The sequence below is a fragment of the Siccibacter turicensis LMG 23730 genome (assembly GCF_000463155.2).
GTDB lineage: Bacteria > Pseudomonadota > Gammaproteobacteria > Enterobacterales > Enterobacteriaceae > Siccibacter > Siccibacter turicensis.
Genome location: NZ_AWFZ01000061.1, coordinates 364221 through 378075, shown reverse-complemented (window position 1 = coordinate 378075; position 13855 = coordinate 364221). Strand labels below are relative to the sequence as shown.

Sequence of the window (13855 nt, the reverse complement as noted above, 5' to 3'; positions counted from 1 at the left end):
TTATCGATCTGATCGAATGCGCGAGCAGCACCACCGTAGGTTTTAGCCAGTACGGTAGTGATTGCAGCGGTCAGGGTAGTTTTACCGTGGTCAACGTGGCCGATAGTACCAACGTTGACGTGCGGTTTTGTACGTTCAAATTTTTCTTTAGACACGGCTATATTCCTTACTATAGTGCTCTCCCCCAACGGAGAGAGCACGGGACTTTGGTTTTAACCCTGAGGCTTATTTACCACGGGCTTCAATTACGGCCTGAGCAACGTTGTTCGGCGCATCATCATACTTCAGGAACTCCATGGAGTAAGAAGCACGACCTTTGGTCAGTGAGCGCAGTTGAGTTGCGTATCCGAACATTTCAGACAACGGAACTTCAGCATGGATCTGAACGCCAGTAGCGTTAGATTCCTGACCTTTCAGCTGACCACGACGACGGCTAAGGTCACCGATTACATCACCAGTGTTCTCTTCCGGCGTTTCTACTTCAACCTTCATGATCGGCTCAAGCAGAACTGGTTTAGCTTTCTTAAAGCCTTCTTTAAAGGCGATAGAAGCTGCCAGTTTAAACGCCAGCTCAGAGGAGTCAACGTCATGGTAAGAACCGAAGTGCAGACGAACACCCATGTCAACTACCGGGTAACCCGCCAGCGGACCAGACTTCAGCTGCTCCTGGATGCCTTTATCAACGGCCGGGATGTATTCGCCAGGAATTACACCACCTTTAATGTCGTTGATGAACTCGTAGCCTTTCGGATTTGAACCCGGCTCCAGCGGGTACATGTCGATAACAACATGACCGTACTGACCGCGACCACCAGACTGCTTGGCGTGTTTACCTTCGATATCGGTAACTTTCGCACGAATCGCTTCGCGGTAAGCAACCTGAGGTTTACCGACGTTCGCTTCAACGTTGAATTCACGCTTCATACGGTCAACGATGATGTCGAGGTGCAGCTCACCCATACCCGCGATGATGGTCTGGTTAGATTCTTCGTCAGTCCATACGCGGAATGACGGGTCTTCTTTAGCCAGACGGCCCAGAGCCAGACCCATTTTTTCCTGGTCAGCTTTGGTTTTCGGTTCAACCGCGATGGAGATTACCGGCTCAGGGAATTCCATACGCTCCAGAATGATCGGGTGATCCGGGTCACACAGGGTGTCACCGGTGATCACGTCTTTCAGACCGATTGCTGCAGCGATGTCGCCCGCGCGAACTTCTTTGATCTCTTCACGTTTGTTGGCGTGCATCTGAACGATACGGCCAAAACGCTCACGTGCAGATTTCACGGAGTTCAGTACGGTATCACCAGAGTTAACCACACCGGAGTACACGCGGAAGAAGGTCAGGTTACCCACAAACGGGTCGGTAGCGATTTTGAATGCCAGAGCAGAGAACGGCTCTTCATCGCTAGCGTGACGCTCAGCCGGGGTATCTTTACCGTCGTCCAGCATACCGTTGATCGCAGGTACGTCAGTCGGGGATGGCAGGTAATCAATTACCGCATCCAGCATCGCCTGAACACCTTTGTTCTTGAACGCAGAACCACAGGTTACCAGGATGATTTCGTTGTTCAGAACGCGCTGACGCAGCGCAGTTTTGATCTCTTCCTCGGTCAGCTCTTCGCCGCCCAGGTATTTTTCCATCAGCTCTTCAGATGCTTCTGCTGCGGATTCGATCAGGTTCTGATGCCACTCTTCAGCCAGGGCCTGCATGTCAGCCGGGATATCTTCATAAGTGAAGGTCACGCCTGCATCTTCTTCGTTCCAGTTGATGGCTTTCATTTTCACCAGGTCAACAACACCGGTGAAATGCTCTTCAGCACCAATTGCCAGCTGCAGCGGAACAGGGTTCGCGCCCAGACGGGATTTGATCTGACCAACAACTTTCAGGAAGTTCGCACCCATACGGTCCATTTTGTTAACGAACGCGATACGCGGAACTTTATATTTGTTCGCCTGACGCCATACGGTTTCAGACTGCGGCTGAACACCACCAACTGCGCAGTAAACCATTACCGCACCGTCAAGAACACGCATGGAACGTTCTACTTCGATGGTGAAGTCAACGTGACCCGGGGTGTCGATGATGTTTACACGGTGCGGTTCATACTGCTTAGCCATACCTGACCAGAATGCGGTAGTCGCAGCGGAGGTAATGGTGATACCACGTTCCTGCTCCTGTTCCATCCAGTCCATGGTGGCCGCGCCGTCATGAACTTCACCGATTTTGTGGTTTACACCGGTGTAGAACAGAATACGTTCGGTAGTAGTGGTTTTACCGGCGTCGATGTGCGCACTGATACCGATGTTACGGTAGCGTGCAATGGGTGTTGTACGAGCCATTTGATTCCTCTATTGCCTTAGGCGTTCAGTATAAGTTGCCAAAAAGCGGGCGGCTTACCTGAAGCGCCCGCCTTGTGACTAAAACTCCGAAGGGATTACCAACGGTAGTGAGCGAACGCCTTGTTGGCTTCTGCCATACGGTGAACGTCTTCACGTTTCTTAACTGCAGTACCTTTGTTGTCTGCAGCATCAGAAAGTTCGTTCGCCAGGCGCAGAGCCATGGATTTATCACCGCGTTTACGAGCAGCTTCAACGATCCAACGCATTGCCAGGGCATTACGACGAACCGGACGGACTTCAACTGGAACCTGATAAGTAGAACCACCAACGCGGCGAGACTTAACTTCTACAGTCGGGCGCACGTTGTCGAGAGCGACTTCGAAAGCTTCCAGTTCATTTTTACCAGAGCGCTGAGCCAGGGTCTCAAGAGCACTGTATACGATTGCTTCTGCAGTAGATTTTTTACCATCTACCATCAGGATATTTACAAATTTAGCCAGCAGTTCTGATCCGAACTTAGGATCCGGCAGGATTTTACGCTGACCAATGACGCGACGACGTGGCATGGAAATACTCCGTTGTTAATTCAGGATTGTCCAAAACTCTACGAGTTTAGTTTGACATTTAAGTTAAAACGTTTGGCCTTACTTAACGGAGAACCATTAAGCCTTAGGACGCTTCACGCCGTACTTGGAGCGCGCTTGCTTACGGTCTTTAACGCCGGAGCAGTCGAGCGCACCGCGAACGGTGTGATAACGAACACCCGGGAGGTCTTTTACACGACCGCCACGGATCAGGATCACGGAGTGCTCCTGCAGGTTGTGACCTTCACCACCGATGTAGGAAGTCACTTCAAAACCGTTAGTCAGACGAACACGGCATACTTTACGCAGCGCGGAGTTCGGTTTTTTCGGAGTGGTGGTATATACGCGAGTACATACACCACGTTTTTGCGGGCAGGCTTCCAGCGCAGGCACGTTGCTCTTTGCAACTTTGCGTGCGCGTGGTTTGCGTACCAGCTGGTTAACTGTTGCCATTAAATAGCTCCTGGTTTTAGCTTTTGCTTCGTAAACACGTAATAAAACGACCTCATATAATATGAGGACGCGGAATTTTAGGGCTGACCCGAAAAGGTGTCAAGAAATATACAGCGATCGTATCGTCACCAGGCCATTTGAGTCGGGTGATCAACCGTCATTCTGACGAAATCAGTATAGCTAACCCTGGCGATACTGTTCGAAATTTGAGCAGAAAGGCCGCGTGCTTCAACATCATCCTGCAGCACGCTTACTGAGATGGAGGCATTCTGCAGCATTTCAAGGAAGCGCGTCCCTTCAAGCGCGGCAATAACGCCATCCTGCAACAGCAGAACCGCATCGCCCGGCTGAAGCGCCGTGAGAAAAGTTGAAAAATCGCACTGCCACGGAGAGTGGCGCAGAGTATGCAGCATGATGGCCTCAGAAAGTCAGCACGACATCGTAGTCGTTAAGCCGGGCGCGCCAGGCGTCGGGTTCGGCGATGTCCGCCTCAAGCACCAGCGACGGCGACGTCAGGCCCCGCTCGCGCAGCGAGCGCGCGCACACCCAAATGCGGTCGATATCGTAAAGCGGCAGCACGCGGAAGGTCGCGATGTAGTCCCGGGCGAGAATTTTCGCCGGTTGCTGCTCGGGTAAAAGCTGCAGCACGCCGTCACCAATGAAGAACACACCCATCTCTTCGCTCAGCGCCGAGGCAGCCAGCAAAGCATCAAGGCCTTCGCGTCCAGCGCTCGAGCCGTGCGGTGCCGAAGTAAAGACCCATGCAACGCGCTTCATCAGAACTGCACCATGCGATCGCAGGTTAATGCCGCCTGTGCCAGGGCGCCCAAACCGCTCAGGCTAAATCCAGGCTGAAGATTGGCCGCCGGCAGCTGTTGCAGCGAAGCCTGCTCGTGATCGGTAATGCCGCGTCGCAGCGCGGCGGCGACGCAAATATGCAGCGCCACATTGTGCTGGTCATTCAGTTGCTGCCAGGCGCGCACCAGATCGAACTCATCGCTGGCCGGGGCGGTCAGCTGATTGGCGTTGTACACGCCCTCGCGATAGAAAAAGACGCTCTCAAGCTGATGCCCCTGCGCCACCAGCGCCTGAGCAAACTGCAGTGCGCTGCTCGCCTGCTGCGTGCCGTAGGCCGGGCCGGTTACCATCAGGGCAAAACGCATTAGCGGTCGTGCCCCTGAAAATCACCACTCTTGAACTGGCGGATATAGAGATAGACCGTGTGCTTAGAGATGTTCAGACGATCCGCCACCTGGTTGATGGCGTCTTTGATATCGAAGATGCCCTTCTCATACAGGTTGAGCACAATCTGGCGATTCTTGGCGTTGTTGGAAACGTTACGGTCGGCGTTAACCTCTTCGATGGTGAACTCCAGCGTCTGGGTAACCAGATCCTCTACCGAGGAGGCGAAGTTCACCGACGACGGCACTTCCTGGTCCTGGGTTTCAGGCGGCACGAAGGTGCTCATGATCTGGGAGAAAGGCACGTCGAGATTCATGTTGATGCACAGCAGACCAATCACCCGGTGATCGCGATTGCGAATGGCAATGGTCACCGACTTCATCAGCACGCCGCTTTTTGCGCGGGTGAAGTAGCATTTTGACACGCTGCTGTCGGCGCCGGTCATATCGTGCAGCATCCGCAGGGCGAGATCGGTAATCGGCGAGCCGATTTTGCGGCCGGTATGTTCACCGTTGGCGATACGAATCGCCGAGCATTTCAGATCCTGTAATGAGTGGAGCACAATTTCGCAGTGAGAACCAATCAGCATCGCTAACCCGTCGACCACCGCTTCATAGGATTTGAGGATATCAAAGTCGGTCTGGTCAAAAGGACGTTGATCCAGTAAGTCGAGCTCGCTGGTTTCGTTGGTTAAAAGCGAATTGGACATGAAAAGGTACCACCCTCTAAAGAGAGCCTGTCGTATTACCGTGTCAGGGCAGACTCATTACTCAGTTGTTACGCAGACGGCTAAAGTAATACAGCGTCAGTCTTGCTTTCCAGTTTTTATTATATCCTGCCACAAATAAAAAACCGCCGCCCAGGTGGGCGGCGGTTGACTATCATGCGATTACTTCTTCGCAGCAGCCGGTTTTTCTTCGCCTGTTGCCGGTGCCTTGTCATCCTGCTTGGCAGCCGGTTTGATGTCCAGCAGCTCAACGTCGAATACCAGCGTGGAATCAGCCGGGATACCCGGAACGCCGGTTTTACCGTAAGCCAGCTCCGGTGGGATGACCATCTTGATCTTGCCGCCTTTCTTGATGTACTTCAGGCCTTCGGTCCAGCCTGGGATCACGCCGTCCAGACGGAACGACAGCGGCTCGCCGCGGGTGTAAGAGTTATCAAACTCTTTACCGTCAATAAGCGTGCCCTTGTAGTTAACTACCACGGTATCGCTGTCTTTCGGTGCCGCGCCGGTACCTTCTTTCTCTACTTTGTAGATAAGGCCGGTGGACGAGGTTTTGCTGCCCTTCTCTTTCGCGAAGGCGTCACGGAAGGCTTTGCCCTTCTCGGCATTCTCTTTCGCGTCTTTTTCCATCTTCGCCTGCGCGGCGTTCTTCACGCGTGCTTCAAATTCCTGGAGAGTTTTCTCGATGTCCTGGTCAGACATTTTGCTGTTGCCGGCGAAAGCATCCTGAACGCCCGCGATCAGCTGTGCTTTATCCAGTTTCACGCCCAGCTTTTCTTGTTCTTTCAGGGAGTTTTCCATGTAACGGCCCAGAGATGCGCCCAGTGCATAGGCTGATTTCTGGTCGTCACTTTTAAACGCGTCCTTGTTTGCGGCTGTTTTGGTGTCCGCTGTAGCGGCGGCGTCTTTCGTTGCCGCTGGCGCTGCGAATGCGGTGGTGGCATTCAGTGCAACGGCCATTGTGGTTGCCAGCAGGGTTACTTTAAACAATGATTTCATCCATATCTCCAGGGTCGGGGTGTCTCTCCCCACGTTAACTAAATTTCAGAAACGTAATATAAAACGTTGTGGAGGAAATCTACACAATCTCTCCCCTTCTGATCGAGCAAATTAAGACTATTTTTGTTTAAATTAGTTTCCTGCGCTTACGGAATATATCGATAACCAGGAATTTTGCGTAAAATCCTGGCCCGCCCGCCACGCTGGCTTAAAAAACAACCGGGGGAATTATGCCGCAGCACTCGCTAGAAGAACGGCTGGCTGAACTGGAAAGCCGGCTGGCCTTTCAGGAGCAGACCATAGAAGATCTGAACCAGACGGTCACCGACCATGAGCTGGAAATGGCTAAGCTGCGCGATCATCTGCGTCTGCTGGTCGATAAGATGAAGGTCACCCAGCCATCCATGATGGCCTCGCCGTCCGAAGAGACCCCGCCGCCGCACTATTGAGGCAATAAAAAAGGCGCCCTGAGGCGCCTTTTTTTGCACTGAAGCTTAGTGGCAACCGCAACCGCCGCCGCCACAACCGCCTTTACCACCCTGGTCATGACCGTGATCGTGGCCGTGACCGCCGCAGCAGCCGTCATGACCGTGGTCATGGTCGTGGTGATGGTCGTGCGCACCGTGAACGTGGCCATGAGCCAGCTCTTCTTCGGTCGCTTCACGGATCGCGATCACTTCCACGTTGAATTTCAGATTCTGACCAGCCAGCATGTGGTTACCGTCAACCACAACGTGATCGTCTTCCACTTCGGTGATTTCTACCGGTACCGGACCCTGGTCGGTTTCTGCCAGGAAGCGCATGCCAACCTGCAGTTCGTCAACGCCCATGAACACGTCTTTAGGCACGCGCTGCACCAGGTTTTCGTCATACTGACCGTATGCATCGTTGGCGGTAACCGCAACGTCGAATTTATCGCCGACGTCGTGACCTTCCAGCGCGCTTTCCAGACCAGAAATCAGGGAGCCGTGACCATGCAGATAGTCCAGCGGCGCACTCACCGGAGACTCATCAACCAACACACCGTCTTCTGTACGTACCTGATAGGCCAGGCTGACCACCAGGTCTTTTGCTACTTTCATGATATCTCCTGAGCAGGGGAAGAATAGTGGCGCAGATTGTAGCGGAATTCTGCACCCGTGTCCCTTAAGCTTAAAAAAAGCTGGCCTGTCGCGCTAGTCCGGATGAAAAATGCCGATCACCTGTTCTTCTTTGCGCACGTGCTCGCGCACCTCTTTATCCGCTTCACGCATCTGGTGTCCGCACTTCACGCATTCCACGACATCAACGCTGTTCTCGCGCCACATCGCCATCGAATCCTGCGCCTTGCACGCCGGGCAGACCGCGCCGGCGATAAAACGTTTACGTTGCGACATTACTCACCTTTACTCAAATTCGTCCCAGCCATCGAACTGACGCCGCTCCTGCTGCATCTCGCGCTGGAAGATCTCTTCCAGTTCGCGCCGTGCTTCCCGTGCGCGGGAAATCTGCGCACTGTCGGTATGTACCGGCATTAACTCACGCAGCATCCGCATATCAAGCCGGCGGAAATGAAGCTGCGCGCGCTGCGCCTGATGAGGATGCATCCCCAGCGACACCAGCGCCTTACGCCCCAACTCCAGCGCGCTGGAGAAGGTTTCGCGCGAAAACTGCTTCACCCCGGCCTGTAACAGCTCATGCGCTTCCACACGTCCTCTGGCGCGCGCCATGATATTGAGGTGCGGAAAGTGCTGCTGGCAAAGGTGCACAATCTTCATGGTGTCTTCCGGCTCGTTGCAGGTAATGACAATGGATTGTGCCGACGCCGCGCCCGCAGAGCGCAGCAGTTCTACCTGGGTGGCATCTCCATAGTAGACCTTGTAGCCATATTTACGCATCAGGTTAACGGCGCTGATGTCGCGCTCCAGTACCGTAATGCGTTTGGTGTTTGCCATCAGCAGGCGGCCAATCACCTGACCAAAACGCCCGAAGCCGACGATAATCACCTGCGGCGCGTCGTCCTCGACCCACGGCATCTCACCTTCGTCGTCCGCGGCATTTAAACGGCGCGTCAGCCACTTATCGATCCCTTTCATCAGCAGCGGCGTGGTCATCATCGACAGCGTGACCGTCACCAGCAGAAGCGCCATCTGATCGCCCTGGAATAGCCGCTGGGAGGAGGCGGTCGAGAACAGCACAAACGCGAATTCACCGCCCTGGCTCAGCACGCTGGCAAACTGCATCCGCTCAGAGCTGCGCAAGCCGTAGATACGCGCCAGCACATAGAGGATCAGGGTTTTCACCGCCACCAGCACGGCGACGCTCATCAGCACCCACAGCACATGGGTATAGAGGACGCCGAGGTTCAGCGCCATCCCGACCGAGATAAAGAATAGTCCCAGCAGCAGGCCTTTAAACGGATCGATGGACATCTCCAGCTCATGGCGATATTCGCTCTCCGCCAGCAGCACGCCTGCGATAAAGGTGCCAAGCGCCATCGACAGGCCAAGGGCATCCATAAACAGCGCCGAGCCAAGCACCAGCAGCAGCGACGCGGCGGTGAACACTTCACGCACGCCGGAGGCCGCGATGAACCGGAAGACCGGCCGCAGCAGATAACGACCGCCCACCAGCATCCCGGCAAAAGCCAGCACCTTCATCCCGATTTTCATCCAGTCGAGCGGCTCATCGCTGCTCCCGGCCAGCAGCGGCACCAGCGCGAGCGCCGGGATCACCGCCAGATCCTGGAACAGCAATACGGAAAAGCCGAGCTGCCCCGATTCGCTGCGGTTCATGCCTTTATCGCGCATCAGCTGGAGCGCCATCGCGGTGGAGGACATGGCCAGGCCAATCCCCCCGACCACCGCCGCCTGCCACGAGAAATCGGTCAGCATCAGCAGACCGGCCAGCAGCGCGGCGCTCAGCAGCACCTGGGCGGCGCCGACGCCAAAGATCGACCGCCGCAGCTGCCAAAGTTTGGAAGGATTCAGCTCAAGGCCGATGATAAACATCAGAAACACGACGCCCAGCTCTGAGAAGTGCAGGATTTCGTCCACATCGCTGATAAAACCGAGGCCCCACGGCCCGATGGCGATCCCGGCCAGCAGGTAGCCCAGTACGGCGCCGATACCCAGCCGGGCGGCAATCGGTACGGCAACCACCGCCGCGAACAGAAACAGCACGCCGGCCAGCATTACATCTCCACCTTCCATCAACGGCCTCCCGGCAGATGCGGTGCGGCGAGCCACTCGCCGTAGGCCGCAGCATGAGTGGCCAGCTCACGATCGGTCTGACGACGCGCCCAGTAGACGATCATCGGGTTCAGCCAGTGCATGCGGCACATCGCCGCGGTCAGTTCAAAGGGGCGCAGGATTTCGCTCAGCGGGTAGCGATTAAACCCGTCATAGCGATACGCCCCTTCCGGCTCGCCGGTGGTGATCACATTGCGCCAGTATTTTCCCGCCAGCTGCGTTCCACCCACGCCGCTGGCAAAGCCGCGGCTCAGCACACGATCGAGCCACTCTTTGAGTAGCGCCGGGCAGCTGTAGGTGTACAGCGGAAACTGGAACACCACCACGTCATGCTCGCTGAGCAGCGCCTGTTCATGCGGGATATCAATAAAAAAGTCAGGGTAGTGCGCGTAGAGATCGTGCACGGTGACATTGGGTAACTGCTGAGCCGGCTTAAGCAAAACCCGGTTGGCAACCGAGTCCTGAGATTCCGGATGGGCATACAGCAGCAAGACTTTGGGCGGCTGCGACATCATTCCCCTCCAGGGCGTCGTTGTACACGCTACTCTTCAGGCGGATCGCGGCCGCATCAGGCCTGGGGATAAACGTTGTGACACGTTACGCCCGCCTGCCGCCGCGCTGCAGTCTGAATGATTTTGTGTATTGTCATTATTTTGGGCTACCATGGCGCCCCCACGCGGTGCACGACGCATCACGTAACCTAAGGTAATACCGCTTCTCCGGGCAGGATAGCGTGTGAAGGTGACAACACATCACGCAGGCGAAGCGGCACAGCCTTTTAATGACAATTTAACATAGTCTGAACATACGGCGCCTTATGATTGTTTTCTCCTCGCTACAAATTCGTCGCGGTACCCGCGTGCTGCTGGACAACGCCACGGCCACCATCAACCCCGGTCAGAAAGTCGGGCTGGTGGGTAAAAACGGCTGCGGTAAATCAACGCTGCTCTCGCTGCTGAAGCAGGAGATCGGTGCGGATGGCGGCAGCTACAGCTTCCCGGGCACCTGGCAACTGGCCTGGGTAAACCAGGAGACGCCGGCGCTGGCGATGCCCGCGATGGACTATGTCATTGACGGCGATCGGGAATATCGCCAGCTTGAGCGCGAACTTCACGCTGCCAACGAGCGTAACGACGGCCATGCCATCGCCACGCTGCACGGTAAGCTGGACGCCATCGACGCCTGGACCGTGCGCTCCCGCGCCGCCAGCCTGCTACACGGGCTGGGCTTCAGCAACGAACAGCTTGAACGCCCGGTCAGCGACTTCTCGGGCGGCTGGCGTATGCGTCTTAACCTCGCGCAGGCGCTGATCTGCCGTTCCGACCTGCTGCTGCTTGATGAACCGACCAACCACCTCGATCTCGACGCGGTAATCTGGCTGGAGCGCTGGCTGAAAAGCTATCCGGGGACGCTGATCCTAATCTCCCACGACCGTGACTTTCTCGATCCGGTGGTGGACAAAATCATTCATATCGAACAGCAAAACCTGTTCGAGTACACCGGCAACTACAGCTCGTTCGAGCGCCAGCGCGCCACGCGTCTGGCCCAGCAGCAGGCGACCTATGAGAGCCAGCAGGAACGCGTCGCGCATCTGCAAAGCTTTATCGACCGCTTCAAAGCCAAAGCCTCGAAGGCCAAGCAGGCCCAGAGCCGTATTAAAATGCTGGAGCGCATGGAGCTGATTGCCCCGGCGCACGTGGACAACCCGTTCCACTTCAGTTTTCGTGCGCCGGAGAGCCTGCCGAACCCGCTGCTGAAAATGGAGAAGGTGAGCGCGGGCTATGGCGATCGCATCATCCTCGACTCCATCAAGCTCAACCTGGTGCCGGGCTCACGTATCGGGCTGCTGGGCCGTAACGGCGCGGGGAAATCCACGCTGATCAAACTGCTGGCCGGTGAACTGGCCCCGCTGAGCGGCGATATCGGGCTGGCAAAAGGCATTAAGCTTGGCTACTTCGCCCAGCATCAGCTGGAGTTCTTACGCGCCGACGAGTCACCGCTTCAGCATCTGGCCCGCCTGGCGCCTCAGGAGCTGGAGCAGAAGCTGCGCGATTACCTCGGCGGCTTTGGCTTCCAGGGGGATAAGGTCAGCGAAAACACCGCGCGCTTCTCCGGCGGGGAAAAGGCGCGCCTGGTGCTGGCGCTGATCGTCTGGCAGCGCCCTAACCTGCTGCTGCTTGATGAACCGACCAACCACCTCGATCTCGATATGCGCCAGGCCCTCACCGATGCGCTGATTGAGTTCGAAGGGGCGCTGGTGGTGGTCTCGCACGACCGGCATCTGATTCGCTCCACCACGGACGATCTGTATCTGGTTCACGATGGTAAAGTCGAAGCCTTCGACGGCGATCTGGAGGATTACCAGCAGTGGCTGAGCGACGTGCAGAAGCAGGAGAGCCAGGGCGACGAGACGGCGAAAGACAACGCTAACTCTGCCCAGGCGCGTAAAGACCAGAAGCGTCGCGAAGCGGAGCTGCGCACCCTGACCCAGCCGATTCGCAAAGAGATTGCCCGGCTGGAAAAGGAGATGGAGAAGCTCAACGCCACGCTGGCCCAGGTGGAAGAGAAGCTGGGCGACAGCGCGCTGTACGAGCAGAGCCGCAAAGCGGAGATGAACGAGGCCCTGGCGCTGCAGGCGAAAACCAAAGCCGGACTGGAAAACTGCGAAATGGCGTGGCTGGACGCGCAGGAATCGCTGGAGCAGATGCTCAATCAGCCATAACGCGCCGCGCTGGCAGTGCATCGGCCAGCGCGGTCATCTCTACTGCGGTTCGCGAAGAAACACCGAAAACGGCGACGGCCTTTCGGAGTAGTTGACGATCCGCACGCCAATCCGGTCAGCGGTCTGCTGGGCAATGTTCATCTTCACCTCAAGATACTGTCGGCCAAAGCGCAGCGGGTCGGGGGTGCCGTGCCCATAAAACGCATCGGTTTCATACCCGGCGAAGTAACGCGCCGACCACTCGCGAATAGTTTTCTCTTTTTTGCCGTTAAAGCGGTTCTGGATATTCGGCTTCGCGTCGGCTTCCCATTTTTTTACTTTTTCCTGGTTATAGTCGTGGTCGAATCCCAACAGGCCAATCTGCTGCGGCCTGAAGTGCGCCATGATCCAGTACAGCCCCTGAAAAAAGGAGGTATAGCCGATGTGCCGTTCGAGCGCGAACCCCTCAAGCCCGGTAATGCCCAGCTCCACAGCGGAGCGCTGCAATACGCCGTTATAGATCGCGTGGGTAATTTCATGGCGAAACCGACCGACAGGCGGGAAATTTTCGGCGGGAAAATCGTTGGGGTGGATCCAGTAATCGCACGGCGCCGCGTCAAATACGCGCCATGCATTATTTAACGCGACCGTCACATGACCGTCGTAGCCACCGCGTTTCACCTGCAATGCGGACATGCCGCTGCCTACGTATAATACTTTCATTAATGCTCCCTGCATCAGACCGTCCCTGTAATCACCGCGATGCTAAAAAAGGCCGCGAATAAAGTCAAAGACCTTTTCATTTGCAGGGAAATGCCGCAAGCCTGCTCAATGTCGCGGACGAAAGAGTCAACTTTGTCGCCCAGCCACGATATAATCGTTACCAGACTTACTATTCTTATGAGCGCAATGGCCGATATCACTCACGCCGGGCTGGCAGACACTCCCCCCGACTCACAGCACTTCATCCCGATGCCGGGCGCACGCAACCCGCACCTGCAAACCATGTTGCCGCGCGTGCTGCGTCGTCGCGTGCAGTTCACGCCACACTGGCAGCGGCTGGAAATGCCGGACGGCGATTTTGTCGATCTCGCCTGGAGCGAAGATCCGGCTGGCGCGGCGCATAAGCCCCGGCTGGTGGTGTTTCACGGGCTGGAAGGCAGCCTGCACAGTCCGTACGCGCATGGCATGATCGATGCGGCGCAGAAGCGCGGCTGGCTGGGCGTGGTGATGCACTTTCGCGGATGCAGCGGTGAGCCGAACCGCATGAAGCGTATCTATCACTCCGGTGAAACCGAAGACGGCAGCTACTTCCTCGAATGGCTCCGGGCCACGTGGGGCGAAGTCCCTACCGCGGCGGTGGGCTACTCCCTCGGCGGCAACATGCTCGCCTGCCTGATGGCGAAGCAGGGCAGCGACTGCCTGCTTGATGCCGGTGTGGTGGTCTCCGCCCCGCTGCTGCTTGAGCAGTGCTGCTACCACATGGAGAAGGGCTTCAGCCGCTTTTACCAGCGCTACCTGCTCAACCTGCTGAAAGCGAACGCCGCCCGCAAGCTGCGTGTCTATCCGGGCACGCTGCCGGTTAACAGCGCGCAGCTCAGGAAGATTCGCGGCCTGCGCGATTTTGACGATCTCATCA

General features: G+C 56.4%; 17 protein-coding genes. 3 read left to right on the top strand and 14 right to left on the bottom strand.

The window, feature by feature from the left end; all coding sequences use genetic code 11:
* From DW58_RS20515 to fkpA, 9 genes are all read right to left on the bottom strand, one after another.
* Positions 1 to 155 (bottom strand): GTP-binding protein (locus DW58_RS20515; protein WP_001690099.1); only part of this gene is annotated, 155 nt, incomplete at its 3' end.
* Positions 156 to 225: 70 nt separating this feature from the next.
* Positions 226 to 2340, bottom strand: a complete 2115-nt coding sequence (gene fusA, locus DW58_RS19665) for an elongation factor G (protein WP_024549091.1) — start codon at positions 2338 to 2340, stop codon at positions 226 to 228.
* A 95-nt stretch (positions 2341 to 2435) separates the two neighbouring features.
* Positions 2436 to 2906, bottom strand: coding sequence for a 30S ribosomal protein S7 (rpsG, locus tag DW58_RS19660; RefSeq protein ID WP_004106370.1), 471 nt, complete (start codon positions 2904 to 2906; stop codon positions 2436 to 2438).
* Positions 2907 to 3002: 96 nt separating this feature from the next.
* Positions 3003 to 3377 carry a 30S ribosomal protein S12 gene (gene rpsL / locus DW58_RS19655; protein WP_000246815.1) on the bottom strand — a complete coding sequence of 125 codons (375 nt, stop codon included), beginning with the start codon at positions 3375 to 3377 and terminating at the stop codon, positions 3003 to 3005.
* A 125-nt stretch (positions 3378 to 3502) separates the two neighbouring features.
* Positions 3503 to 3790, bottom strand: coding sequence for a sulfurtransferase complex subunit TusB (gene tusB / locus DW58_RS19650; protein ID WP_024549092.1), 288 nt, complete (start codon positions 3788 to 3790; stop codon positions 3503 to 3505).
* Positions 3791 to 3797: 7 nt separating this feature from the next.
* Entirely contained in the window at positions 3798 to 4154 is a 357-nt protein-coding gene (gene tusC / locus DW58_RS19645; protein WP_024549093.1) for a sulfurtransferase complex subunit TusC, read from the bottom strand.
* On the bottom strand, positions 4154 to 4540 hold the full coding sequence (gene tusD / locus DW58_RS19640; protein WP_024549094.1) for a sulfurtransferase complex subunit TusD: 387 nt from the start codon (positions 4538 to 4540) through the stop codon (positions 4154 to 4156). Before tusD ends, tusC begins: the two co-directional genes overlap by 1 nt.
* Positions 4540 to 5268, bottom strand: coding sequence for a helix-turn-helix transcriptional regulator (locus DW58_RS19635; protein WP_024549095.1), 729 nt, complete (start codon positions 5266 to 5268; stop codon positions 4540 to 4542). Before DW58_RS19635 ends, tusD begins: the two co-directional genes overlap by 1 nt.
* Positions 5269 to 5448: 180 nt before the next feature.
* Complete coding sequence (gene fkpA / locus DW58_RS19630; protein WP_024549096.1) at positions 5449 to 6285, bottom strand: FKBP-type peptidyl-prolyl cis-trans isomerase; 837 nt, start codon at positions 6283 to 6285, stop codon at positions 5449 to 5451.
* Between the two features lie 230 nt (positions 6286 to 6515).
* Between fkpA and DW58_RS19625 the strand changes: the two genes are divergently transcribed.
* On the top strand, positions 6516 to 6734 hold the full coding sequence (locus DW58_RS19625) for a protein SlyX (RefSeq protein ID WP_024549097.1): 219 nt from the start codon (positions 6516 to 6518) through the stop codon (positions 6732 to 6734).
* A 45-nt stretch (positions 6735 to 6779) separates the two neighbouring features.
* Here DW58_RS19625 and slyD read toward each other — a convergent pair whose 3' ends face one another.
* The 4 genes from slyD to kefG all read right to left on the bottom strand — a co-directional run bounded on the left by slyD (position 6780) and on the right by kefG (position 10027).
* A complete protein-coding gene (slyD, locus tag DW58_RS19620) occupies positions 6780 to 7367 on the bottom strand; it encodes a peptidylprolyl isomerase (RefSeq protein WP_024549098.1) in 588 nt (195 codons plus the stop codon).
* Between the two features lie 93 nt (positions 7368 to 7460).
* Positions 7461 to 7661, bottom strand: coding sequence for a YheV family putative zinc ribbon protein (locus DW58_RS19615; protein ID WP_024549099.1), 201 nt, complete (start codon positions 7659 to 7661; stop codon positions 7461 to 7463).
* A 9-nt stretch (positions 7662 to 7670) separates the two neighbouring features.
* Positions 7671 to 9476 (bottom strand): glutathione-regulated potassium-efflux system protein KefB, encoded by a 1806-nt coding sequence (gene kefB, locus DW58_RS19610; RefSeq protein ID WP_024549100.1) that lies wholly within the window; start codon positions 9474 to 9476, stop codon positions 7671 to 7673.
* Entirely contained in the window at positions 9476 to 10027 is a 552-nt protein-coding gene (kefG, locus tag DW58_RS19605; RefSeq protein WP_024549101.1) for a glutathione-regulated potassium-efflux system ancillary protein KefG, read from the bottom strand. The genes kefB and kefG overlap by 1 nt, the downstream gene beginning before the upstream one ends.
* 305 nt (positions 10028 to 10332) lie before the next feature.
* Here kefG and DW58_RS19600 point away from each other — a divergent pair, with 305 nt between their 5' ends.
* Positions 10333 to 12237, top strand: a complete 1905-nt coding sequence (locus DW58_RS19600) for an ABC transporter ATP-binding protein (RefSeq protein WP_029593374.1) — start codon at positions 10333 to 10335, stop codon at positions 12235 to 12237.
* A 39-nt stretch (positions 12238 to 12276) separates the two neighbouring features.
* On the opposite strand, the gene DW58_RS19595 is transcribed toward DW58_RS19600, so the two are convergent.
* Positions 12277 to 12939: a hypothetical protein gene (locus DW58_RS19595; RefSeq protein ID WP_024551137.1), complete on the bottom strand. Its 663-nt coding sequence runs from the start codon at positions 12937 to 12939 to the stop codon at positions 12277 to 12279.
* Between the two features lie 186 nt (positions 12940 to 13125).
* Between DW58_RS19595 and DW58_RS19590 the strand changes: the two genes are divergently transcribed.
* Positions 13126 to 13855, top strand: a 730-nt coding sequence (locus tag DW58_RS19590; protein WP_235810705.1) for a hydrolase, incomplete at its 3' end; no start/stop codon positions are given.